We start from the raw sequence: 24,329 nt of genomic DNA on the forward strand, positions 1-24,329 counted from the left end.
TTGATTCACTTGTTTCAACGCAACTTCAGCGTCGACAGTCCCAGCAGTACCAGCATCATGGTGATGATCCAGAACCGCACCACCACCTGGGTTTCTTTCCAGCCCTTCTGTTCATAGTGATGGTGCAGCGGCGCCATCAGCAACACGCGGCGGCCGGTGCCATAACGCTTCTTGGTGTACTTGAAGTACGCCACCTGGATCATCACCGACAGCGTCTCGACCACGAAGATGCCGCCCATGATGAACAGCACGATCTCTTGCCGCACGATGACGGCGATGGTGCCCAGCGCGCCGCCCAGCGCCAGCGCGCCGACATCGCCCATGAACACCTGCGCCGGGTAGGCGTTGTACCAGAGGAAAGCCAGGCCCGCGCCGCCCATGGCGCCGCAGAAGATCAACAGCTCGCCGGCGCCCGGGATATGCGGGATGAACAGGTACTTGGCATAGCTGGCGTTACCGGTCAGGTAGGCGAACAGCCCGAGCGCGGCGCCCACCAGCACGGTCGGCATGATGGCCAGGCCGTCCAGGCCATCGGTGAGGTTCACGGCGTTGCTGGTGCCGACGATGACGAAGTAGGTCAGCGCGATGAAGCCCCACACGCCCAGCGGGTAGGTAATGCTCTTGAAGAAGGGCACGATCAGGTCGGCCTTGGGCGGCAGGTCGAGGCTGAAGCCCGAACGCACCCAGGCCACGAACAGGTCGAGCACCTTCATGTTGCTCACCTCGGACACCGAGAAGGCCAGGTAGATCGCCGCCACCAGGCCGATCAGCGACTGCCAGAAGAACTTCTCGCGCGAACGCATGCCTTCGGGGTCGCGATGCACCACCTTGCGATAGTCATCGACCCAGCCGATGGCGCCGAAACCGATGGTGACGATCAGCACGATCCAGACGAAGCGATTCGACAGGTCGGCCCACAGCAGGGTCGACACGGCGATGCCGATCAGGATCAACACGCCGCCCATGGTGGGCGTGCCATTCTTGACCAGGTGCGACTGCGGGCCGTCCTGGCGCACCGCCTGTCCTACCTTCATGCGGGTCAGCATGCGGATCACGGCCGGACCGGCGACCATGCCGATCAGCAGTGCGGTGAGCGTGGCGAACACGGCACGGAAAGTAATGAATGTGAACAGGCGCAAGAAGCCGAAGTCCTGTTGAAAATTCTGTGCGAGCCAGACCAGCATGCTAATGGGTCTCCTGTTGAAGTTGCGTGACGGATTCAACGTTGACCAGATGCTGTACAACTCGCTCCATCTTCATGAAGCGTGAACCTTTTACCAAGACGGTCGCGCCAGTTGGCGCGGCCAGTGTGACGGCTGCATTGAGCGCGTCGATATCGGCGAAGTGGACCGCCTGGGCCGTCCCTTCGCCAGGGGTATTCTGATAGGCGTCGACCGCTTCGCGTGCCAGTTCGCCCAGCGCGTAGAAACGTTCCACGCCGCGCTCGCGCGCATAGGCGCCGATCTCGCGGTGGAACTGCGGGCCCTGATCGCCAACTTCACCCATGTCGCCCAGCACCAGCACGCGCGGGGCGGCAATGGTGGCCAGCACGTCGATGGCGGCGCGTACCGAATCGGGATTGGCGTTATAGGTGTCGTCGATCACCAGCGCACCGGAAATGGCCTGCTTGCGCTGCAACCGGCCATTGACCGGGGCGAAGGCCTGCAGGCCGCGCACCACGGCATCGACCGCAATGCCGGCACCCAGCGCGCAGGCGATCGCAGCCAGCGCATTGCGTACGTTGTGTTCGCCCACGGCGGCCAGTTCGACCGTAAAGCGGGCCGCTGGCACGGCAATGCCCTTGACGTGGACGCTGAGCGTGCTGCCGAAGGCGCCGCTGACATAGCTGGCGCCCACATCGGCGCTGTCGTCCAGGCCGAAGGTCAAGACCCGGCGCGCGCCGGCTTCTTCGCGCCAAAGCGCCGTGAAGTCGTCGTCGGACGGGAACACCGCCACGCCGTCGGGCGGCAGGTGCCGGATCACGGCGCCATTCTCGCGCGCCACGGCCTCCACGCTGGCCATGAATTCCTGGTGTTCGCGCTGGGCGTTGTTGACCAGCCCCAGCGTCGGCGCGGCAATACGCGACAACACGGCGATCTCGCCCGGATGGTTCATGCCCATCTCGATGACGGCGGCGCGATGCGACGGCGCCAGCCGGAACAGCGTCAGGGGAACGCCGATTTCGTTATTGAAATTGCCTCGGGTGCCGAGATAGCCGTCTTCACCGAAAGCCGCGGCCAGGATCGCGACGATCATCTCCTTGACCGTGGTCTTGCCGTTGCTGCCGGTCACGCCGATCACCGGCACGCTATATATAGAACGCCAACCATGCGCGATCTGGCCCAGCGCCGCACGCGCATCAGGCACCACGATGGCAGGCAGGGCCAGGCCCGGCACCAGTCGTTCGACCACCACCGCGCTGGCGCCGAGGGCCGCCACGTCGGCCAGGAAATCATGCGCATCGAAGCGTTCGCCACGCAGCGCCACGAACACACTGCCCGGCTTGATCGCGCGCGAGTCGGTCACCACGTCGTTCAACGCCAGCACGCCCGCCGGGGCATTGGCCACCGTCACCGCAGGATGAGCCGAGGCGGCGCTTTCGGCGTCGCGGATCCATTGCAGCATCTGGGCGAAATCGAACCGCATCATGCGCCCCCCATCATGGTCGAGCGCGCCGCCAGGGCCAGCGCCACGTGGTCGGCATCGAGGAACGGCAGTTTCTTGCCGGCGATCTCCTGGTAGGCTTCGTGCCCCTTGCCGGCCAGCAGCACTACGTCGGCCTTGGTGGCATGGCGAATCGCCCACAGGATGGCGCCGGCGCGGTCTTCGATCACTTGCGGCTCGAGGCGGGCCATGCCGGCACGAATCTGGGCAATGATCGCCTTGGGATCTTCGCTGCGCGGGTTGTCGCTGGTGAGGATGACGTGGTCAGCCTGTTCGGCGACCTGTCCCATCTGCGGCCGCTTGCCGGGATCACGATCGCCGCCGCAGCCGAATACGCACCACAGCTCGCCATTGCGCTGGGCCGCCACCTGGCGCAGGGTCGACAGGGTCTTGTCGAGCGCGTCCGGTGTATGCGCGTAGTCGATCACGATCAGCGGCACGTCGGCGCCACCGAACTGCTGCATGCGGCCGGGGGCAGCGCTGAGCGTGCCGACGGCGGCGATGACCGCATCCCATGCCAGGCCCCGTGCCAACAGCACGCCCATGATGCCCAGCACATTGCTGACATTGAAGCGCCCCACCAGTTGGGTCTTGACCTGGCCACTGCCGAAGGGCGACTCGACGTGGAATACGGTACCGGCATGACTGCTGCGAATTGCGCTGGCGTGCAGGGTCGGTACGCCGGCGGCCAGCGGATCGATCTGTTCTTCGATGGCGTAGCCGATCAGCGCCACCTGGCGCGCCTGCACCAGCGGCAGCAGGCGCACGCCCATGGCGTCGTCGAGGTTGATCACGGCGTGTTTCAGGCCATCCCACTCGAACAGCACGCGCTTGGCGGCTTCGTAGGTCGGCATGTCGCCGTGATAGTCGAGGTGATCGCGGGTGAAATTGGTGAGCAGCGCCACGTCCACGTGCATGCCGTTCATGCGCCCCTGCGCCAGCCCGATCGAGGAAGCCTCAATGGCGACGCTGTCGACGCCGGCGCGGGACAACCCGGCCAGGCTGCGTTGCAGCAGCACCGCGTCCGGCGTGGTGTAGCCGGTCACATCGAACGCTTGCGGGCGACCACCCTGGAAACTGCCCACGCCCAGGGTGCCGATGACGCCGGTCGGACCTGTCCCCGGCGCACGCGAGAGGACCGAGCCCAGCCACCAGGCGCACGAGGTCTTGCCATTGGTGCCGGTCACCGCCACCGTGAACATCGATTGGTCGGGCTGGCGGTACCAGGCGGCGGCGATATCGCCGGCGAGCTGCTTGAGCTGTTCTACTGCCAGGTGCGGCACCTGCAACTGCTGCGGCCATTGATAGCCGTCGGCTTCGAACAGCACGGCGGCGGCGCCACGCTCGATGGCGTCCGCTATATAAGAACGGCCGTCGGCGTCGCCCACATAGGCGAAGAATACGTCGCCGGGGCCAATGCGACGCGAATCGGCGGCCAGTTGCGCACCGGGTGCATTGGCCTGCAACCAGTCGCGGATGTCGTTGACGGAAAGCGCGCGCGAGGTCATTACATACTCTCCTCGAGCGGTTCTTTGGGAATGATGATGTTGGTCACGCTGGAATCGGGCGGCACATTGAGCGCCCGCAGCGCATTGGCCGCCACATTGGCAAACACCGGACCGGCCACCGGGCCGCCATAGTGCTGGCCGTTGCTCGGCTCATCGATCATCACCGCAATGATCAGGCGCGGGTCGGACATCGGGGCGATACCCGAGAACGACGCCACATACTTGCGCACGTACTTGCCGCCCTCGATCTTGTAGGCGGTGCCGGTCTTGCCGCCGACGCGATAGCCGGGCACCTGCGCCTGGGGTGCGGTGCCGCCCGGCGCGACTACGGTTTCGAGCATGCGGCGCATCTGCAGCGCGGTATTTTCGGAGATCACGCGCTGGCCGATCGGCGAATCGTTCACCTTGGTGAACGACAGCGGGATGATGTCGCCATTGCGGGCGAAGATCAGGTAGGCATGGGCCAGCTGGATCAGCGACACCGAAATGCCATGGCCGTAGCTCATCGTGGCCTGCTCGATCGGACGCCAGGATTTATACGGACGCACCCGTCCGGCCACGGCCCCCGGGAAACCGTACTTGGGCTGCTGGCCGAAGCCGACCGTGGTAAACATCTCCCACATTTCTTCCGGCGGCATCTGCAACGCGATCTTGGCGGTGCCGATGTTGGACGACTTCTCGATGATCTGCGCCACCGTCAGCGGACCGTGCGCGTGCGAGTCGCCGATGGTGGCGGTGCCGATGGTCATCTTGCCGGGGGAGGTCTGGAATACCGTCGAGGGCGTCACGCGATGGGTGTCCAGCGACAGCGCCACCGTAAACGGCTTCAGCGTCGAGCCTGGCTCGAAGGTGTCCGTCACGACCCGGTTGCGCAACTGGGCGCCGGTCAGCACCGAGCGATTGTTCGGGTTGTAGGTAGGCATGTTGGCCAGCGCCAGCACCTCGCCGGTCTTGGCGTCGACCACGATGATGCCGCCTGCCTTGGCCTTGTGTTTCTCGACCGCCTCTTTCAGCTGGGTGAAGGCGATGTACTGGATCTTGCTGTCGATCGACAGCGTCAGGTCGCGGCCGTCATGCGGCTCGCGGATCGATTCGATATCCTCGACCACGCGCCCGAGGCGGTCCTTGATGACGCGCCGGCTGCCGGTCATGCCGGCCAGGGTCTTTTGCGCGCCCAGCTCCATGCCATCCTGGCCGGCGTCCTCGACGTTGGTGAAGCCGACCACGTGCGCCATCACCTCGCCCTCGGGGTAGAAGCGCTTGTATTCCTTGCGGGTCTCGATGCCGGCGATGCCGAGCTTGACGATCTTGTCGGAGGTCTCTTGCTCGACCTGCCGCTTGAGGTACACGAAGCTGCGATCCGAATCGAGCTTCTTGCGCAGGTCGGCGTCGCTCATCTCGAGCAGGCGCGCCAGTTCGCGCAGTTTTTCGGGGGGCGCCGACTGGACGTCATCAGGGATCGCCCAGATCGCCTTGACCGGCACCGACGAAGCCAGCACCTGGCCGTTGCGGTCGGTGATCTTGCCGCGTGTGGCGGGCAACTCCAGGGTACGCGCATAGCGCGAAGCGCCCTGCTTCTGCAGGAAGTCGGTCGACACGCCCTGCAGCCAGAAGGCCCGCGCCACCAGCGTCACGAAGGCGGCGAACATGACGAACAGCACGAAGCGCGAACGCCACGCCGGCAGCTTCACCTGCAGGATGGGGTTCGACGAAAACGCCACGCCCTTGGAGGCGGCGACGCGGCCGTTGGTCAGGTTGGTGCGCGGGGGCATGCGGGTCATTTGCCCCCCACCGTGAGGTATTGGGTGCGCGCCGCCGTCAGCGGCACCATATTGAGGTCGCGCCGGGCCAGCTCTTCGATACGGGCATTCTTGCCCAGGGTCGACTGATCGAGTTGCAACTGGGCCCAGTCGACATCGAGCTGGCGCGCCGCGCTCGATGCGCGTTCGATTTCGATGAACAGGCTACGCGCCTTGTATTGGGCGCTGACCACCGCCAGCGAGCAGATCACCAGCACGGCCGTGAGCAGCAGGCACAGGCGACCGGTCATGACTGGCCTCCAGGCGCGACGATGCGCTCCAGGTTGCGCATCACGGCCGAGCGGGCGCGCGGATTGGCGCTGACTTCGGCATCACTGGGCATGGTCCGCCCCAGCAGGCGGGCAGGCGGCTGCGGCAAATCGATGGCACGAATCGGCAGGCGACGGTCGGGCTGCGGCGCATTGGCTTTGGAAGCCATGAACTGCTTGACGATGCGATCTTCCAGCGAGTGAAAGCTGATCACAACCAATCTCCCGTGTAGCGCCATCTGCTCGAATGCTTTGTCCAGGCCTACTTCGAGCTCTTCAAGCTCTTGATTGACGAAAATCCGTACAGCCTGAAAGGTGCGAGTGGCCGGGTCTTTGCCTTTCTCGCGGGTTTTGACGACTTGAGCCACGAGCGCGGCAAGCTGTCGTGTGCTTGAAATTGGTTCGACTGCCCGGCGAGCAACAATCGCCTTTGCAATCGAAAAAGCAAACCGTTCTTCCCCATAATCTCGTATTACCTTTGCTATCTTCTCTACATCCGCCGTTGCCAGCCATTCCGCTGCCGACACACCGCGCGTGGTATCCATGCGCATGTCCAGCGGGCCATCGAGCCTGAAACTGAAGCCGCGAGCGGCATCGTCCACCTGCGGCGACGAAATGCCGAGATCCATCAATATGCCGTCGACCTGCGCGATGCCGCGCGTCGCCAGCGCCTGGTCCAGCGTGGCAAAGCTGTCATGCACGATCTCGAACCGGGGGTCCGTGATCTGCTGCGCCGTCGCGATGGCCAACGGGTCCTTGTCAAATGCGATCAGTCGTCCGCGCGGGCCCAGCTTGGCCAGGATCGCCCGGCTGTGGCCGCCGCGCCCGAACGTACCGTCCAGATAAACGCCATCGACGCGCTCGCCTTCGATGGCCAGCGCGTCGACAGCTTCTTCCAACAGCACGGTGCGGTGCTGCAGCTCTGGCACCGGTTGCAAAGTCATGTTCAGCGCGCCGTCAGAAGGAAAAATTGCTCAATACATCGGGCATGCCCGCGGCCACGGCCTCGGACTCGCTCTCGGCCAGCTTGGCGGCATCCCAGATCTCGAAGTGACTACCCATGCCCAGCAACATCACATCGCGCTGCAAGCCCACTGCCGCGCGCAACTCGGGCGCCACCAGGATGCGACCGGCGCTGTCGAATTCGACATCGGACGCATTACCCAGGAAGATGCGCTGCCACGCACGTGCCGACATCGGCCACGCGGCGATCTGGTCGCGATGCGATTCCCAGGTGGGCCGGGGGAAGAACAACAGGCAGCCATGCGGATGACGGGTCAGCGTGACGCGACCTTCGCACTGCACCATCAGGGCGTCACGATGCTTGGCCGGAATGGTCATCCGGCCCTTGGCATCGAGATTGAGTGCTGACGCGCCCTGAAACACTGTTTTTTTCCTGTCGCTGGTAGCGAGTGAAACTGCTGATCGGGTGGTTTTCAACGGGAGCGAATGCAAACAACTTTGCAAAACACCCCACAAAAAAACACTTTTTGACACTGCCGCCCACTTTAGTGGATGCACTATTACAGGTCAAGCAGTAAACGGAGGAATAAACCGGGATTTTGCCAATAAAGTCAAAGACTTAGCGCACTTCCTTAAAACACCTCGGGAAATGGATTATCGAAGAAAATGAAGGACTTATGCACCACATTGAATGTGCAACCTGAGATATACACATGTGTTTATCGACAAGATTGCACAACGGCGCGGTTTTGCGGGCGATGAGCGGTACACTTCTGCGTTCGATGTCACCAAGATCGATCACCGAACGAGGCATGTCATTTCGATCACGGAGTGCGAGTCGAGTGGAATGATCGTGAGCGTGGGGACATTGATTTTGCACTGCAACTTTAGTTCACTTACCGGCTTCAACGAAGTGGTGAATGCACTTAAAACTGTAACGAGGCCTTTTTTACTTTGACTAATACGGCTCGCTACTTTTACTATCCACGTTTTTGGGGATATCGGCTCGAAACAGATTTTTACCTGCCCTCAGGCGCTGTCGATATTTTTGAAACAAGGGCTGGACCGAATGAGCCAGATCGGCTGAAAAGCAGATAGGGCTTGCGGATCCGGCGCATACCAGTGCTAAAATCTCGGCACCTTAACAGTGAAAGGAATTTTAAAGTGAACAAATCTGAATTGGTTGACGTTATCGCCGCTGATACTGATCTCTCCAAGGCTGCTGCCCAGCGCGCGCTGGACTCCGTCATCGAGAACATCATCAAGGCTGTTACCAAGGGCGATACAGTGCAATTGGTTGGTTTCGGTTCGTTCTCCACAGGCAAGCGCGCTGCACGTACCGGCCGCAACCCGCAAACTGGCGAAGAGATCAAGATCGCTGCAGCGACTACGGTCAAGTTCTCGGCTGGCAAGGCTTTCAAGGAAGCCGTGAACAAGAAGAAGAAATAATTCCCGAATTTGAATGCCATGAATCTCATGTTCATGGCATTCAAATTTTCCTCCCCTCACTGCCGTCCCGCATTACGCCTCAGCCCCTCCCCTCAGTCCCCCTCGGCTTTCGGGCAATTGCATTGCGCTCCACCCGCCATTCGGCATTCCTGTTTTTCTGCTTCCTCCCCTGCTTCCCCGCATTTCATCGATACCGCCCGCGCCTTCACATGTAGTGCATCTCCAGCGTGATCGAGCCATCCAGCTGCATCCGGTCGGTCACCTTCAGTTCGCTGTTGGGCGCCAGCATCGCGCGCACCCGCAATGTTCCACTGATCGTGGTGTAGGCGCCCGGCAGCAAGGTGCCGGGCGCGGCCCAGGTATTGACTACCCCGCTGCGCATGCGGCCGGCGTCGCGCTTGATCCAGCTCCTGCCTGCCTCCTGGATGCCTGCGCGTGATGCGATGGTGTCGACCTGCTCGCCATCGCCGATGAAACTGCCCGGCACGAAAATCACTTCGTAGCCGCCCAGTTTCTTGCGCCCCGAGGTGCCAAGGCCGAACAGATCTTCCCTGAAACTGCCGTCGACCACCAGCCGCTGCCTGGGCTGGAGCAGCTGCTGCGCCACGCTGCCGGCGCGATTGTCTTGCGGCTTGATGCCTACCCGGGTAGGCGCATCGCAGGTGATGACAATGGCCAGGTCGCGCTCCATCGGAACCCCTTCGCTAGCGGCCTCGGTCGACTGCAGGTTGCCCAGGTCAAAGGTCGAGTCGCCGGCCAGTTGCGGGATACAGGCGGTAGGCTTGATGACACCCCCGATCCGCAGCGCCGATTTCTGTGCGACGCTGGTGCCGCAGAAGGTCGCCAGGAAAACCAGCATCAGCGTGGACAACGGCTTTTTCATCAAGATTTCCCTCAATATGAGACATGGCTACGGCCAGGCCAACCTCGCAAAAAACCTGCGCAGGATCACGGTTGCGTTCGATTCGGAGACAACATTCTGACGAGCGGACGAAACGTGTCCAATAAGAAAATTCTTAAAAAATGATCATAAAAAATCCCTTGCACCTCCGGGGAAAGCACAGCTGGCGATTGCCGAAGCCAGCACAGACCGGTACGCGCACCCCATGACAACGGCCAGCTTGCCGCCGCCGGCATCTGCACCTAGAATCAATTTGTACCGATTGGTACAGAACCAACAGATCACTGCCCACCAGGAGCCATCATGAGCATCGCCCAACGACCACCATTGCCCCCTTTCACGCTGGAGAGCGCCGCCAAGAAGGCGCGCGCCGCCGAGGACGCCTGGAATTCGTGCGACCCGCAGCGCGTCTCGATGGCCTATACCGAAGACAGCCGCTGGCGCAACCGCGCCGACTTCGTCCATGGCCGCGCCGAGATCGTGCAGTTCCTGGCAGGCAAATGGCAGCGCGAGCAGCAATATCGCCTGATCAAGGAAGTCTGGGCCTGCAGCGGCAATCGGATTGCCGTGCGCTTCGCCTATGAATGGCAGGACGCGGCAGGAAGCTGGTTTCGCTCCTACGGCAACGAGAACTGGGAATTCGATGAGAACGGCCTGATGGCAGTGCGCCATGCCTCGATCAATGACCTGCCCATCAGCGAAGCCGAGCGCAAATTTCACTGGGACCGCTCGGCACCACGTCCGGCCGACCATCCCGGCCTGTCGGACCTGGGTCTCTGATGGCAGTGGAGCGCGACGCGCTGGTGCCGCAACTGGCCGAGGTATTTCGCACGCACGGCTTCGAAGGCGCCAGCCTGGCGCGGATCACGGCTGCCGTCGGCCTGGGCAAAGGCAGCCTGTATCACGCCTTCCCGGGCGGCAAGGATGAAATGGCCGAAGCGGTGCTGGCCCACATCGAGCGCTGGTTCGAGGAAGAGGTGTTTGCGGTGCTGCGCGCCGAAGCCGCCACCGGTATCGCCCGCATGTTCGACGCCTGCGAGCGCTACTTCCACTCGGGTCAGCGGGTCTGCATCGTGGGCGTGTTTGCCCTGTCGGATACGCGGGACCGCTTTGCACAAGCGGTCAGCCGGTATTTCGCCAACTGGACCGACGCACTCCAGGGCGCACTGCTGCGCGCCGGACATCCCCCGGAGAACGCCCGGGCGCTGGCCGAAGATATCGTGGGTGCGATCCAGGGTGCGCTGGTGCTGGCCCGTGCCGTCGACGATGCCGAACAGTTCGTGCGCACGCTGGCGCGTTGGCGGCAGCGTGCGTTGATCAGTTGAGTTGATCAGGCCCCGAGGTCGGCCAGCGGGTGCTGCGCCGGCGGCCACGGGTCTGCGAAGAAACCCTCCACCCACGATGGCGTAGCTTCAGCCAGGGTGGCTGGTTGCCACTTCGGTTTCTGGTCTTTCTCGACAATCAGCGCGCGTATGCCTTCGACGAAATCGGGCCGCGCCGCGCAATGCAGCGAGACCACGAACTCAAGCCTGAATACCTGCGCCAGCGACATATGCCGCACCTTGCGTTGCAAGGCGTAGGCCAGCGCGGCCGAACCGGGTGCGCCGGCGCGCAGCGTGGCGGCGGCCTTCTGCAACCAGGCGTCGTCCGCATCGATGGCCAGGATGGCGTCGACCACGGCCCCCAGGTCAGCCTGGCGGCACAAGCGGTCGACCAGATCATAGTGCTGGCGCAGGTTGGAGGGCGCAAATGGCGTCTGGCCATCGGCTTCACTGGCGCGCTGCGCCTCGAGCAGCACGCCATCCAGCAACTGCGCGTCGTCGCCCTGGCCCCATGGCTGGGCCAGCAGCGTATCGATCAGCGCCGGCTTCGATGCTTGCACCAGACGATAATCGGCCAGGTTGGCAAACACCGCGTCGGCGGCATTGAGGTTGGCGCCGGTCAGCGCCAGGAACAGGCCGGTCTTGCCCGGCATGCGCGCCAGGAACCAGCTGCCGCCGACGTCCGGATACAGGCCGATGGTGATCTCGGGCATGGCCAGGCGCGAGCGCTCGGTCACCACCCGGTGGCTGCAGCCGGCCATCAGGCCGATGCCGCCACCCATGACGATGCCGTGCCCCCAGGCCAGGATCGGCTTGCCGAAAGTGTGGATCAGGTAATCGAGCCGGTATTCGTGTTCGAAGAACTCGGCGGCGTAGCGATTGGCGCGGATATCCCCGCGCTCGGGCGAGGCATGATGATCGCGCATGGTGCGATAGAGCTGCTGCAGGTCGCCGCCGGCGCAGAAGGCTTTTTCGCCCTGCGCCTGCAGGATCACCAGCGCGACCTGCGGATCGGCCTGCCAGGCGCGCAACTGCGGCGTCAGCAGGTTGACCATCTCCAGCGAGATGGCATGCAGCGTCTTTTCGGAAGCCAGCGTGGCTACGCCGATGCGGCGGCCGTTGGCGGCGACCAGCTCTTCAAACAAAACCGGTGGATACATGAGGGTCCTGACGTCTCCGACGCGGACCCGCTGGCTGTTTGCTTTTGTGCGCAGGCCGCTTTGTTAAGGGTGCCCCGACTGGCGCCGGGACTCCCGGAAATAAAGTGATGCAGGCCGGTAGGCCGGATTCTGTTACGGCGGTTGCCCGCTATGACAGCCATTCCTCTAGGCGCCGGATTACTCCGGCGCTCAAGCTTTCTACCCGCACGCTCCGCGAGCAGCATCACCGCGTGCCTATTTGAAATTGCTCCAGGTGGAGGTTACCGCGTTTCACCGTAACTAAATACGCTCGTCTCTGTGGCCCTGTTCCTCGCCTTATACCGGCTTGCACCGGCTTTCGGCGGACGGCCGTTAACCGTCACCCCGCTCTATGGAGTCCGGACCTTCCTCCCGCCACACCCCGAAAGGCGCAGCCAGCGGCTGTCTGGCCTGCATCGGGCGCCATTGTACCGCAGCCGCGCGCCCAAAGCCGCACGCAGACACGCACAATGATTGTGTAACATTGCACGATGCCGATTCGGCATAAGACACCGCACGGCATTGTTCGTATAGTGGACTGCCGCGATCATAGAAACCTAGACCACACACCATGCATATCTGTGTATTGGGCGCCGGCATCATCGGCGTGACAAGCGCTTACCGCCTCCTGCAGGATGGCCATCAGGTTACCCTGATCGATGCCAGCAATGCCCCGGGCAGCGGCACCAGCCTGGGCAATGGCGCCCAGTTGAGCTATTCGTATGTAGCGCCCCTGGCCGATCCCTCGGTGTGGTCCAAATGGTCTTACTACCTCTTCAGCAGCGACTCGCCGCTGACCTTCAAGCCGACCCTGGAGCTGCAGCAGTACCGCTGGCTGTTCGAGTTCCTGCGCTGCTGCAATGCCGATCGCGTACAACGCACCACCATCGACCTGCTGCAACTGGCCTTCTTCAGCCGCGACCAGCTGCAGCAGTGGAACGCGCCACTGAACCTGCCATTCGACCACCAGGCCTCCGGCAAGCTGGTCATGTTCACCGATCCCGCCGCGCTCGATGCAGCCCGACGCCAGGTGCAGTTCCAGGCCCGGTTCGGCTGCCAGCAGGAAGTGCTCGACGCGGCGCGCTGCATCGCCATCGAGCCCAGCCTGGGCCAGTCGCAGCGGGACTGGGCCGGCGGCGTCCATACCCCCAGCGAAGAAGCCGGCGACTGCCCGCAGTTCTGCCGCGCGCTGGTGTCGGTGATGCAATCGAACCCCGATTTTCGCTTCGTGGGCGGCGCCCGGGCCAGTGCCGTGCGCACCGACGCCGGTGCGCTGCGCGCGGTGCAGGCGGGCGGCCAATGGATCGAGGCCGAGCGCTTCGTGCTGGCGCTGGGCGCCGACAGCGGCGCCTTTGCGCAACTGGTCGGACTGGCGTTGCCGCTCTATCCGCTCAAGGGCTACAGCATTACCGTGCCGCTCGACGACGAGGCCAGCCGCCAGGCGGCGCCCCAGGTCTCGATCACCGACATCTCGCGCAAGATCGTCTATGCCCGCCTGGGCCAGCGCCTGCGCGTGGCGGGTCGCATCGAACTGGTCGGTCGGGATGCCAGCATCGGCCAACGCGCCATCGATGAACTCAGGCAAGGCGTGCGCGAACTGTTTCCCGCGTGCGCAATGGGCGCCGACTCGACCCTGTCGCCCTGGGCCGGGTTTCGCCCGGCCACGCCCAGCGGGGTGCCGATCATCGGCGCCTCGCCGGTGGCCAACCTCTATCTCAATATCGGGCAAGGCGCATTGGGCTGGACCCTGGCCTGCGGCAGCGCGGCGCTGCTGGCCGACCAGATCGCCGGGCGCAAGAGCGCCATCGACGCCGCGCCATTCCGCTGGCAGCAATAAAAGCTTTCACGTCCGCCTGAGAAGCTTTCACCGACGGTGACCATGGCAGGTCCGGTTTTGCGACTAAGATGAGCGCTGACCGAACCACCATGGAGACCTCGACATGCGAGAAAACAAGCTGCGCACGCTGTTCGCGCAAAAGCAGATGGCCTTGACCGGCTGGGTATCGATGGGCGATTCGCTGCTGACCGAGGTCATCGCCAGCTGCGGCTATGACGCCGTCACCGTCGATCTGCAGCACGGGCTGTTCTCGATCGAGTCGGCCGTGCCGATGCTGCAAGCCATCTCGAGCACCGGCGCGGTGCCGCTGGTGCGCTGTTCGGAAAACGGCCTGGGCGAAATCAACAAGCTGCTCGACGCCGGCGCCTATGGCGTCATCTGTCCGCTGATCAACACTGCCGAGGACGCCGAACGGTTCGTCCGGGCTTGCCACTATTCGCCTCGCGGAGGACGCAGCTACGGCCCGGCGCGCGGGTTCCTGTACGGTGGCGCCGATTACTTCAGCGAGGCCAATCGCACCATCCTGACGCTGGCGATGATCGAGACCAACCAGGGTTTCGCCAATGCCGAAGCGATCCTGCAGGTGCCCGACCTGGACGGCATCTTCATCGGCCCGGCCGATCTCAATATCGAAATGGGCCTGGTCCCGGACAACTACGAAGCGCCGCAACTGAACGACGCCATCCGCTCGCTGGTCGACCTGGGCAAACGTCATGGCAAGTATGTGGGTATCTTCGCCGGCACCATGGACATGGCGCAACGCATGAAGGAGTTCGGGCTCGACCTGATCGCGCCGGGCACCGATATCCAGTTGCTCAAGGCAGAAGCAACACGTCGCATCGCCGCGCTACGCTAGGGCTTCGGCATCGAAGATGTTTTGGGAATCATCCTATATAAACACACACCGCGTTTCCCGATAATTCCATCCCGGGGCAACGCGATGTCGCATGTCCTTTTCCAAATGGATCGGACATGTCGACACCACCACCTTCGTACCCACTCACATTGGCACAGTATGCCGCAGCCATTGCGCTGGGCATCGCCGGACTGCTGATGCTGCTGGCGATGGCGATGCACTATCGCCCGCCCGCAGCCGTTGCCTTCCCCCAGCAGATAACCCAGGCCAGCGCCACATCACCGCCCACCCTGCGGCGCGAACTGTACAACGGGTGCCGCGTGCCGCCAGAGCAGCCGCGCATGCGCCAGCGCAAGACTGCGCTGCGCGTCGCTACCTGAACCCTCAACGCACCAGCGTGCGTCCGAAGAACGGATAGTTAGGATCGTTATAGCCGTGCGTGGAGGCATGTCCCGGCGTGACCAGCGAATCGACCAGGGCCTCTTCTTCAGCGCTGATGGCGAGCGTGACGGCGTCGTAATAGTCTTCCATCTGCGCCAGCGTGCGCGGACCGGCAATGACGCTGCTGACGACCTGGTTGGCCAGCACCCAGGCGGTGGCGAACTGACCCAGCTTGATGCCGCGCGCGGCGCAATGTTCTTGCAGGCGCTGGGCGATCAACAGCGATTCCTCGCGGAACTCGGTTTCCATCATGCGCTTGTCGCCACGCCCGGCCCGGCTGTCCTCGGGCGGCTTGGTGCCCGGCTGGTATTTGCCGGTCAACACCCCACGCGCGATCGGGCTGTAGGGGACCACGCCCAGGCCATGATGGTCGCAGGCCGGCAGGATCTCGACTTCCGGCTGGCGGTTCAACAGGTTGTAGTAGGGCTGGCACACCAATGGCTGCGGCACATTGTTCTTTTCACACAGGCGCACCATCTCGCCGATGCGCCAGCCACGGAAATTGGACACGCCGAAGCCACGGATCTTGCCGGCCCGGATCAGGTCACCCAGCGATTGCACCGCTTCTTCCAGGTTCTCGTCGGCATAGTCGCGATGCAGGTACAGGATATCCAGGTGGTCGGTCTGCAGGCGCTTGAGGATGGCGTCGGTCTCGCGCACGATCCAGCTGCGCGAATAATGCGACTCGTTCGGCGCCTGGGTCATCGGATTGCCGAGCTTGCTGGCCAGCACCCAGTGCTGGCGCTGCCCCTTGAGCAGCATGCCCACCATTTCTTCCGAGCGGCCCTTGGTATAGACGTCGGCGGTATCGATGAAATTGACGCCATGCTCGCGCGCCGACGCCAGGATATTGCCGGCCTCGGTCTGGTCGGTCTGGTCGCCGAACATCATGGTGCCCAGGCACAGGGTGGATACCTTCAGGTTGCTCTTGCCGAGTCGCCGGTATTGCATGCTCTCTCCAGTGGAATGTGGATGAATGGAGAGCCATTCTAGCGCCAGCCCACCAAGTCCGCAGGGGCGGCCGGCCAGAACAGGTCCTTATTACAGCATGGTGGTTTCTTCTTCTTGCCAGCGCCGCTTGTCGCGCAGCGGTGGTGCGCCGAACAGCCGGCTGTATTCGCGACTGAACTGCGACGAGCTTTCATAGCCGACCGTGTGCGCGGCCAGCGCTACGCTCATGTCGGCCGTCAGGATCAGGCGGCGCGCTTCCTGCAGGCGCAGGTTCTTCTGGTACTGCAACGGGCTCATCGCGGTGACCTGCTTGAAATGATGATGCAGCGACGACACGCTCATGTGCACGTCGCGCGCAATATCGTCCACCCGCAACGGCTGCGCGTAACCATCGCGCATGAGCCGGATGGCCTTGGCCACGCGGTTCATCTGGCTGTCCTGCAACACCGTCTGGCGCAGCAGCGCGCCCTGGCCGTTCATCAGCAATCGATACAGGATTTCACGGCGCACCATCGGCGCCAGGATGGCGATGTCGCGCGGGCTCTGGTGCAGGCGCAGCAGCCGCAGCACCGCATCGAGCAGGGCGCAATCAAGTCGATTGACGTACAGCCCGCGCGAGGCGGCATCGCTGGCGATCTCCTGCGGCAGGTTCTCGTCGCCGATCAGGTCGCCGATCTCGCGAATATCCAGGTCCAGCCGCAACCCCAGGTAGGGCTCGTCGGGACTGCGAATCATCACCCGCCCCACCACCGGCATGTCGACCGACGCCACCAGATAGTGCATCGGATCGTATTCCACCACTTCGTCGCCGATGAAGAGTCGCTTGGAACCCTGCGCAATCACCGCGAACATCGGCTTCTGCACCGAATGCTTGGGGCCACCCGGATTGGTGACCCGATACACCCCCAGCCCTTCGACCGCCGTCTCGAGCACGCCTTCGATGCCGGCCGTATAACGCTCGATCAGCTCCAGCAGTTCGCGCCGCATGGCCTCGAAGCGCTCGGCCTCGGCATCATGGTGGACGGCATCGTGGCCGTCGTGCGGCTCGGGCGACGGCGCGACTGCATCGGTCGGATTCAGGTCCATGGTCTTTTCGGAAAATCGGTGGATAAGGCAGCTTAGCAGTTTGCAGGACTGCCTGATTCTCCCAAACCCGCCGCCGGAGAAATGGGCAAGATATTTGGAGAATCAGGTATGCACCGGCGGTTTAGGCGGTATCAGCCGGCGAGGCAATCTGCCTATTTATCGCAGCGCCGTAGAATTGGGCAAGTAATCGACAGCTTTCAGCACGTCGAAAACGCACCCGCCATCGCATAATCCTTCTCACGCAATGCCCGCCAGACCGGCCCGGCGATTCCGCGCATACCCATCCATCCGACCACCCCGCAGCCACCGCCATCAAGGCCGGTGACGCCCGGTCGTCGCCGCCGTCCAATACAGGAAGACCAGACCATGAACAGCATCGGCCAGCCTTGCCCGACGTCGCGCCTCGTGTGGCTAGAACACGCTTTCGGCGATGTTGTGCTGCTCGACCACGTTGCGCACCGTGCTGGGCACGGCATGGTCGACGAAGCGGCATTCGCCCTCGACCGTTTCCATGCCCATGGTGCAGGCCTTGTGCAGCGGACAGGTAGAGAACAGTTCGGCGACCCAGTCGACGAAGGCGCGCACCTTGGGCGACAGGTGGCGGTTGTGCAGGTAGACCACCGAGATCGGCAACGGCGCCGGCTTCCACTGCGACAGCAGTTCGACCAGGCGGCCTTCTTCGATATGCCGCATGACCATGTAAAGGGGGGCTTGCACGATCCCGAAGCCCTGCAACGCGCAATCGACGTAGGCATCGCCGTCGTTTACCGACAGCTTGCCGTCCATCTTCACCTCGCGGGTGACGCCGTCGACCACGAAGTCCCAGTCGATGGTGCGCCCGGTACGGCTCGAAAAATAGTGCACCGACTTGTGGTTGACCAGGTCCTCGATGGTGTGCGGCACGCCGTGGCGCTCGAGGTAGAGGGGCGCCGCGCAAGTCACCGTCTGGAAGGTGCCGACGCGGCGCGCCACCATCGACGAGTCCTGCAGGGCGCCGACGCGCAGCACGCAGTCGACCGCCTCCTGGACCATGTCGACCGGACGGTCGCCCATGCCCATGGCCAGTTCGATGTCGGGGTACTTGGTATAGAAGTCGCACAGGTTGGGCAGCAGCAGCAGGCGCCCGATCGAGGCCGGCACGTCGATGCGCAGGCGCCCCTGCGGACCGCGCGTGACATTGCGAAACGATTGTTCGGTCTCGTCCACATCGGCCAGGATGCGCACGCAACGCTCGTAGTAGGCCGCGCCGTCGGGCGTGAGGCTGATGCGGCGCGTGGTGCGATTGAGCAGGCGCACCTGCAGCAGGCCTTCCAGGCCCTGGATGATGGTGGTGACGGTGGTACGCGGCAAATTCAGGTTATCTGCTGCTCGCGTGAAACTGTTGGCATCGACCACGGCGGTAAATACCTGCATCGCTTGAAAACGGTCCATCGCTCTCTCCTGTTATCCCGCCACCCGAAAGCCGGGGTGGGGGCATGCGGGGGCGCGCGCAAATCCGGTGCCGAACCGCCATCGCCCCCGATGCCAGCTCTTGCAAAACGATGGACAGATTTCATCAATTTCGTCGAAATCTACCGGAAAAACATCCAAATCCATCAAAAACAATTTTCGAACAAACAACTCGCCAAGCAATTGGTCACGCTCGTCGACTGGCTGGCCAGTGTCATGCTGAGCCGCATTTTGCCGTCGTTCGATCTCGTGATTGTTCGAGCTTGGCGAACAGTGTTGTTGGATTATATGAGTTTATTTGAGTCCGTGCTGTGGCGCACAATCCGCCTCACTCTCCCACAATGGCATCTGGCCAAGGCGCACATCATGCACGGCTCGCTTTCTCTTAACATCCGCGATTTCTTCGTTCCCGGCCCGCTGGGGCGCATCCCGGTGCGGCTGTACCAGCCGGTGCGGGATGCGGCTGCCGGCAAGCAGAAGCCACTGCCGCTGGTGATGTATTTCCATGGCGGCGGATTCGTCGGCGGCTCGCTGGACGACGCCGATGCCCCGGCCCGCTTCATCGCCCAGTACAGCGACAGCGTGGTGCTGTCGGTGGCGTATTCGCTGGCGCCTGCCAAGCCTTTCCCGGCCGCCCCGGAAGACGCCTACGCCGCTGCCGTCTGGGCCTGCAAGCACGCCGACGAAATCAATATCGACATCGATCGCATGGTGGTCGCGGGCGATGACGCCGGCGGCGGCCTGGCCGTGAGCCTGACCCTGATGACGCGCGACCGCTGCGCCCGTCCGCTGGCCGCGCAAGTCCTGATCAGCCCCATGCTGGACCCCAGCATGCGCCTGGTGGGCGACGCCGACCGCCTCAAGTCCGACCTCAGCGTGGAAAGCTGCGCCACCCGCTACCGCCAGTACCTGCCGCAAACCATGCAGCGCCTGCACCCGTATGCCGCGCCGCTGGAAGTGAGCCGCCTGGCCGGCCTGCCGGCCGCCTTCATCGCCACCGCCGAGCGCGACGTGCTGTGCCCGGAAGCCGAGAAATACGCCTCCGGCCTGATGCTGGCCGGCGTGCCGACCCAGGTCGCGCGGTTTGTCGGCATCACCCATGGCGCGCTGCGCACCCATATTCCGCTGCTGACCGAAATCGTCAATTTCCTGCGCTGCCGTTTTTCCAAGAACAGCAGCGATGGCTACATCCCCTTTGCTTTCCAACCTTCCCTTTGAGGCCTAGAACATGAACTCCCCAACAACATTACGCCGTCGCTTTGCCCTTACCGCCACCGTGCTGGCCGTCATCGCCCTGACGGTCGGCGGCGCCATTTCCGCCGTCGGCCTGTCGGCCAACGCCAGCACCGCACCGGCCGCGCCGCCGGCGGCCGCAGTCGATGTGGCCGAAGTGGTCAATCGCCAAATCGTCGACTGGCAAGCCTATTCGGGCCGTATCGAAGCCGTCGACCGGGTCGATGTGCGTCCGCTGGTGTCGGGCACGCTGACTGCGGTGCACTTCAAGGATGGCGCGCTGGTCAAGAAGGGCGACGTGCTCTTTACCATCGACCCGCGCCCATATGCGGCCGAGGTGGCCCGCGCCGAAGCGCAACTGCAAGGCGCCGAAGCCCGCGCGGCCTACACCGCCTCGGACGTGGCACGCGGCCAGCGCCTGCTGGGCGACAACGCCATCGCCCGTCGCGACTATGAAGAAAAGCAGAATGCATCGCGTGAAGCCGCGGCCAATGTCGCCGCCGCCAAGGCCGCCCTGCGCGCAGCCCGCCTGAACCTGGAATACACCCAGATCACCGCGCCCGTCTCGGGCCGCATCTCGCGCGCCGAAGTCACGGTGGGTAATGTGGTCAATCCCGGCTCGGCCAACGCCTCGCTGACGACCCTGGTGTCGGTATCGAAGGTCTATGCCTCGTTCGACGTCGATGAACAGAGCTTCCTGAAGTACGTCAACCCGGCGCGCGCGGCCGGCACCTCGGTGCCAGTGTCGCTGGGCCTGGCCAATGAAGACGGCTACTCGCGCCAGGGCAAGGTCGGCTCGGTCGACAACCGGCTGGACACCGCCTCCGGCACGATCCGCGTGCGGGCCGTGTTCGATAACGCCGATGGCCAGTTGATCCCGGGCCTGTACGCCCGCGTGCGACTGGGTGGCGGTGCGCCGCACGAGGCTGTGATGATCGACGAAAAGGCGCTCGGCACCGACCAGGACAAGCGCTTCGTGATGGTCGCCGACGGCAACAACCACGCCACCTATCGCCAGGTGCGCGTGGGCGCCAGCCAGGATGGACTGGTGGTCATCGAGCAGGGCCTGAAGTCGGGTGAGCGCGTCGTGGTCAATGGCCTGCAACGGATTCGTCCGGGCGATGCGATCACGCCGACCGTGGTGCCGATGCAAGCCGAACCAAAGACCGACGCCAAGGCTTAATAAAAACATCAGCACCGAATACGGTGCTGGAGGAACCTTCAAATGAATATCTCTAAATTCTTTATCGATCGCCCGATCTTCGCGGGCGTGCTATCGGTACTGCTGGTGCTGGGCGGGGTGCTGGCCATGCTGCAGTTGCCGATCTCCGAATATCCGGAAGTGGTGCCGCCTTCGGTGGTGGTGCGCGCGCAGTATCCGGGCGCCAACCCCAAGGTGATCGCCGAGACAGTGGCCTCGCCGCTGGAAGAGCAGATCAACGGTGTCGAGAACATGCTCTACATGCAGTCGCAGGCCAATAGCGACGGCAATCTCACCATCACCGTCAACTTCCGCCTCGGGGTCGATCCCGACAAGGCCCAGCAACTGGTGCAGAACCGGGTCGCGCAAGCCTTGCCGCGCCTGCCCGAAGATGTGCAGCGCCTGGGCGTGACGACCATCAAGAGTTCGCCCACGCTGACCATGGTGGTGCACCTGATCTCGCCCGACAACCGCTACGACACCACCTACCTGCGCAACTATGCGGTGCTCAACGTCAAGGATCGCCTGGCGCGCATCCAGGGCGTGGGTGAAGTCGGCATGTTCGGCTCGGGCAACTACGCCATGCGGGTCTGGCTCGATCCCAACAAGGTGGCGCAACGCGGCCTCACCGCCACCGATGTGGTGCGCTCGATTCGCGAACAGAACGTGCAGGTCGCCGCCGGGGTGATCGGCGCCTCGCCCAGTTCGCCCGACGTGCCGGTACAGCTGTCGGTCAACGCCCAGGGTCGCCTCAAGACCGAGGCCGAGTTCCGCGACATCATCCTCAAGGGTTCGCCCAATGGCGCCGTGACGCGCCTGGGCGATGTGGCCCGGGTCGAACTGGCGGCCTCCGAATACGGCCTGCGCTCGCTGCTGGACAACAAGCCGGCCGTCGCCATCCCGATCTTCCAGGCCCCCGGCGCGAACGCGCTGGATGTCTCCACGCAGGTGCGTGCGGCAATGAAGGAACTGTCGGCGGACTTCCCGTCGTCGGTCGAATATCGCATCGTGTATGACCCGACCCAGTTCGTGCGGGCATCCATTGAGGCGGTGGTGCATACGCTGCTCGAAGCGATCCTGCTGGTGGTGATCGTGGTGATCGTGTTCCTGCAGACCTGGCGCGCTTCGATCATCCCGCTGCTGGCGGTGCCGGTATCGATCATCGGTACCTTCTCGCTGATGCTGGGTTTCGGCTACACCATCAATGCGCTGTCGCTGTTCGGCATGGTGCTGGCCATCGGTATCGTGGTCGATGATGCCATCGTGGTGGTCGAGAACGTCGAGCGCAATATCAGCGCCGGCCTGTCGCCGCGGGACGCGACCTATCGCGCCATGCAGGAAGTGTCGGGCCCGATCATCGCCATTGCGCTCACGCTGGTGGCGGTGTTCGTGCCGCTGGCCTTCATGACCGGCCTTACCGGCCAGTTCTACAAGCAGTTCGCCATGACCATCGCCATCTCGACGGTGATCTCGGCCTTCAACTCGCTGACCCTGTCGCCGGCGCTGGCAGCCCTGCTGCTCAAGGGCCATGGCGAAAAACCTGACTGGCTGACCCGCGTGATGGATCGCTTCCTGGGCGGCTTCTTCGTGCGCTTCAACCGCTTCTTCAACCGTGCCTCCGACAGCTATGGCCGTGGCGTGACCGGCGTGATCAAGCGCAAGGGCTCCACCATGGCGGTGTATGTGGTGCTGCTGGCGGCGACCCTGGGTATTTCCTACCTTGTGCCAGGCGGCTTCGTGCCCGGCCAGGACAAGCAATACCTGGTGGCCTTCGCCCAATTGCCCAACGGCGCCTCGATCGATCGCAGCGAAGACGTGATGCGCAAGATGAGCGAGATCATGCTGAAGGAACCGGGCGTGGACAGCGCCATCGCCTTCCCCGGCCTGTCGATCAATGGTTTCACCAACAGCTCGTCGGCCGGTATCGTCTTCGTCGGCCTGAAACCGTTCGAAGAGCGTCGCGCCAAGGAACTGTCGGGCAACGCCATTGCGGCCTCGCTCAACAAGAAGTTCGGCGGCATCAAGGAAGCCTTCACTGCCGTGTTCCCGCCGCCACCGGTGATGGGCCTCGGTACGCTGGGTGGTTTCAAGATGCAGATCGAAGATCGTGACGCGGTCGGCTATGCCGAACTCGACAAGGCTGCACAGCAGTTCATGAAGGCCGCCGCCAAGGAACCGGCACTGGGTCCGATGTTCTCCAGCTACCAGATCAACGTGCCGCAACTCGATGTCGACCTGGACCGGGTCAAGGCCAAGCAACTGGGCATTCCGGTCACCGATGTATTCAACACCATGCAGATCTACCTGGGTTCGCTCTACGTGAACGACTTCAACCGCTTCGGTCGCGTCTACCAGGTGCGGGCCCAGGCCGATGCGCCGTTCCGCGCCAAGGCCGAGGACATCCTGCAACTGAAGACCCGCAACGAAGCCGGCGAGATGGTGCCGCTGTCATCGGTGGTCAAGGTCAAGCAGACCTATGGTCCGGAAATGGTGGTGCGCTACAACGGCTATACCGCAGCCGACATCAACGGTGGTCCGGCCCCCGGTTATTCGTCGGACCAGGCGCAAGCCGCTGCCGAACGGGTGGCCGCTGCCACCCTGCCACGTGGCGTGAAGTTTGAATGGACCGACCTGACCTACCAGAAGATCCTCGCAGGCAATGCCGGCGTGTGGGTGTTCCCGATCAGCGTGTTGCTGGTGTTCCTGGTGCTGGCCGCGCTGTATGAAAGCCTGACCTTGCCGCTGGCGGTGATCCTGATCGTGCCGATGAGCATCCTGGCGGCGCTGACCGGCGTCTGGCTGACCAAGGGTGACAACAACATCTTCACCCAGATCGGCTTGATGGTGCTGGTGGGGCTGTCGGCCAAGAACGCGATCCTGATCGTCGAGTTTGCCCGTGAACTGGAAATGCAGGGCCGCACGGCGGTGCAGGCTGCGATCGAATCGAGCCGCCTGCGTCTGCGTCCGATCCTGATGACCTCGATCGCTTTCATCATGGGCGTGATCCCGCTGGTGACGTCGAGCGGCGCCGGTTCGGAAATGCGCTATGCGATGGGTATCGCGGTGTTCTTCGGGATGTTGGGCGTGACTCTGTTCGGACTGTTCCTGACACCGGTGTTCTATGTCCTGCTGCGTACCATCAACCGCCGCAAGCTGCACTCGGCTTCGCATCACGAAGCCCCGCTGACCAGCCCGCAGAGCAGCACGCACTAATTGGAGCCA

General features: G+C 63.4%; 21 protein-coding genes and 1 other RNA gene. 9 read left to right on the top strand and 13 right to left on the bottom strand.

From position 1 onward, the window contains the following. Window positions 1-14: 14 nt before the first annotated feature. Genes mraY through mraZ form a run of 7 tightly spaced genes read right to left on the bottom strand, consistent with a single transcriptional unit; the run spans window position 15 to window position 7,626 of the window. Window positions 15-1,184, bottom strand: a complete 1,170-nt coding sequence (mraY, locus tag LBW87_RS10145; RefSeq protein ID WP_225201322.1) for a phospho-N-acetylmuramoyl-pentapeptide-transferase — start codon at window positions 1,182-1,184, stop codon at window positions 15-17. 1 nt (window position 1,185) lies between these two features. Beyond that, window positions 1,186-2,649, bottom strand: coding sequence for a UDP-N-acetylmuramoyl-tripeptide--D-alanyl-D-alanine ligase (locus LBW87_RS10150; RefSeq protein WP_225201323.1), 1,464 nt, complete (start codon window positions 2,647-2,649; stop codon window positions 1,186-1,188). Continuing rightward, on the bottom strand, window positions 2,646-4,172 hold the full coding sequence (locus LBW87_RS10155) for a UDP-N-acetylmuramoyl-L-alanyl-D-glutamate--2,6-diaminopimelate ligase (protein WP_225201324.1): 1,527 nt from the start codon (window positions 4,170-4,172) through the stop codon (window positions 2,646-2,648). Before LBW87_RS10155 ends, LBW87_RS10150 begins: the two co-directional genes overlap by 4 nt. Next, complete coding sequence (locus LBW87_RS10160; RefSeq protein WP_225201325.1) at window positions 4,172-5,953, bottom strand: peptidoglycan D,D-transpeptidase FtsI family protein; 1,782 nt, start codon at window positions 5,951-5,953, stop codon at window positions 4,172-4,174. The genes LBW87_RS10155 and LBW87_RS10160 overlap by 1 nt, the downstream gene beginning before the upstream one ends. Next, complete coding sequence (ftsL, locus tag LBW87_RS10165; RefSeq protein WP_225201326.1) at window positions 5,950-6,222, bottom strand: cell division protein FtsL; 273 nt, start codon at window positions 6,220-6,222, stop codon at window positions 5,950-5,952. Before ftsL ends, LBW87_RS10160 begins: the two co-directional genes overlap by 4 nt. After that, window positions 6,219-7,184: a 16S rRNA (cytosine(1402)-N(4))-methyltransferase RsmH gene (gene rsmH, locus LBW87_RS10170; protein WP_225201327.1), complete on the bottom strand. Its 966-nt coding sequence runs from the start codon at window positions 7,182-7,184 to the stop codon at window positions 6,219-6,221. The genes ftsL and rsmH overlap by 4 nt, the downstream gene beginning before the upstream one ends. A gap of 13 nt (window positions 7,185-7,197) precedes the next feature. Beyond that, the gene (mraZ, locus tag LBW87_RS10175; RefSeq protein ID WP_225201328.1) at window positions 7,198-7,626 is read right to left on the bottom strand and encodes a division/cell wall cluster transcriptional repressor MraZ; all 429 of its coding nucleotides are present in this window, start codon (window positions 7,624-7,626) and stop codon (window positions 7,198-7,200) included. A 741-nt stretch (window positions 7,627-8,367) separates the two neighbouring features. Here mraZ and LBW87_RS10180 point away from each other — a divergent pair. Further along, window positions 8,368-8,652, top strand: coding sequence for an HU family DNA-binding protein (locus LBW87_RS10180; protein WP_320442721.1), 285 nt, complete (start codon window positions 8,368-8,370; stop codon window positions 8,650-8,652). 205 nt (window positions 8,653-8,857) lie between these two features. Here the strand turns inward: LBW87_RS10180 and LBW87_RS10185 are convergent, their stop codons facing one another. Further along, on the bottom strand, window positions 8,858-9,535 hold the full coding sequence (locus tag LBW87_RS10185; RefSeq protein WP_225201330.1) for a DUF1120 domain-containing protein: 678 nt from the start codon (window positions 9,533-9,535) through the stop codon (window positions 8,858-8,860). A gap of 321 nt (window positions 9,536-9,856) precedes the next feature. Here LBW87_RS10185 and LBW87_RS10190 point away from each other — a divergent pair, with 321 nt between their 5' ends. Together LBW87_RS10190 and LBW87_RS10195 are read left to right on the top strand one after the other, a co-directional pair. After that, on the top strand, window positions 9,857-10,333 hold the full coding sequence (locus tag LBW87_RS10190) for a DUF1348 family protein (protein ID WP_225201331.1): 477 nt from the start codon (window positions 9,857-9,859) through the stop codon (window positions 10,331-10,333). Beyond that, window positions 10,333-10,878 carry a TetR/AcrR family transcriptional regulator gene (locus LBW87_RS10195; RefSeq protein ID WP_225201332.1) on the top strand — a complete coding sequence of 182 codons (546 nt, stop codon included), beginning with the start codon at window positions 10,333-10,335 and terminating at the stop codon, window positions 10,876-10,878. Before LBW87_RS10190 ends, LBW87_RS10195 begins: the two co-directional genes overlap by 1 nt. A 5-nt stretch (window positions 10,879-10,883) precedes the next feature. Here LBW87_RS10195 and LBW87_RS10200 read toward each other — a convergent pair whose 3' ends face one another. Together LBW87_RS10200 and rnpB are read right to left on the bottom strand one after the other, a co-directional pair. Continuing rightward, window positions 10,884-12,035 (bottom strand): enoyl-CoA hydratase/isomerase family protein, encoded by a 1,152-nt coding sequence (locus LBW87_RS10200; protein WP_225201333.1) that lies wholly within the window; start codon window positions 12,033-12,035, stop codon window positions 10,884-10,886. A gap of 102 nt (window positions 12,036-12,137) precedes the next feature. Then, window positions 12,138-12,471, bottom strand: an RNA gene (gene rnpB / locus LBW87_RS10205) — RNase P RNA component class A. Between the two features lie 153 nt (window positions 12,472-12,624). Here rnpB and LBW87_RS10210 point away from each other — a divergent pair. The 3 genes from LBW87_RS10210 (at window position 12,625) to LBW87_RS10220 (ending at window position 15,126) form a co-directional block, all read left to right on the top strand. After that, window positions 12,625-13,890 carry a D-amino acid dehydrogenase gene (locus LBW87_RS10210; protein WP_225201334.1) on the top strand — a complete coding sequence of 422 codons (1,266 nt, stop codon included), beginning with the start codon at window positions 12,625-12,627 and terminating at the stop codon, window positions 13,888-13,890. Window positions 13,891-13,993: 103 nt separating this feature from the next. Beyond that, on the top strand, window positions 13,994-14,746 hold the full coding sequence (locus LBW87_RS10215; RefSeq protein ID WP_225201335.1) for an HpcH/HpaI aldolase family protein: 753 nt from the start codon (window positions 13,994-13,996) through the stop codon (window positions 14,744-14,746). Window positions 14,747-14,862: 116 nt separating this feature from the next. Next, entirely contained in the window at window positions 14,863-15,126 is a 264-nt protein-coding gene (locus LBW87_RS10220) for a hypothetical protein (RefSeq protein ID WP_225201336.1), read from the top strand. A gap of 4 nt (window positions 15,127-15,130) precedes the next feature. On the opposite strand, the gene LBW87_RS10225 is transcribed toward LBW87_RS10220, so the two are convergent. From LBW87_RS10225 to LBW87_RS10235, 3 genes are all read right to left on the bottom strand, one after another. Then, the gene (locus tag LBW87_RS10225) at window positions 15,131-16,138 is read right to left on the bottom strand and encodes an aldo/keto reductase (protein WP_225201337.1); all 1,008 of its coding nucleotides are present in this window, start codon (window positions 16,136-16,138) and stop codon (window positions 15,131-15,133) included. A gap of 90 nt (window positions 16,139-16,228) precedes the next feature. Further along, on the bottom strand, window positions 16,229-17,224 hold the full coding sequence (locus LBW87_RS10230; RefSeq protein WP_413927633.1) for an AraC family transcriptional regulator N-terminal domain-containing protein: 996 nt from the start codon (window positions 17,222-17,224) through the stop codon (window positions 16,229-16,231). A 411-nt stretch (window positions 17,225-17,635) separates the two neighbouring features. After that, complete coding sequence (locus LBW87_RS10235; protein ID WP_225201338.1) at window positions 17,636-18,655, bottom strand: LysR family transcriptional regulator; 1,020 nt, start codon at window positions 18,653-18,655, stop codon at window positions 17,636-17,638. A gap of 249 nt (window positions 18,656-18,904) precedes the next feature. On the opposite strand from LBW87_RS10235, the gene LBW87_RS10240 reads away from it, so the two are divergent. The 3 genes from LBW87_RS10240 to LBW87_RS10250 are packed head-to-tail and all read left to right on the top strand — an operon-like array spanning window position 18,905 to window position 24,320. After that, a complete protein-coding gene (locus LBW87_RS10240) occupies window positions 18,905-19,891 on the top strand; it encodes an alpha/beta hydrolase fold domain-containing protein (RefSeq protein WP_413927637.1) in 987 nt (328 codons plus the stop codon). Between the two features lie 10 nt (window positions 19,892-19,901). Continuing rightward, window positions 19,902-21,089: an efflux RND transporter periplasmic adaptor subunit gene (locus LBW87_RS10245; protein ID WP_225201340.1), complete on the top strand. Its 1,188-nt coding sequence runs from the start codon at window positions 19,902-19,904 to the stop codon at window positions 21,087-21,089. A gap of 42 nt (window positions 21,090-21,131) precedes the next feature. Further along, the gene (locus LBW87_RS10250; protein ID WP_225201341.1) at window positions 21,132-24,320 is read left to right on the top strand and encodes an efflux RND transporter permease subunit; all 3,189 of its coding nucleotides are present in this window, start codon (window positions 21,132-21,134) and stop codon (window positions 24,318-24,320) included. Window positions 24,321-24,329: the final 9 nt, after the last annotated feature.

The sequence above is a fragment of the Herbaspirillum sp. alder98 genome, from assembly GCF_020179755.1.
GTDB lineage: Bacteria > Pseudomonadota > Gammaproteobacteria > Burkholderiales > Burkholderiaceae_D > Herbaspirillum.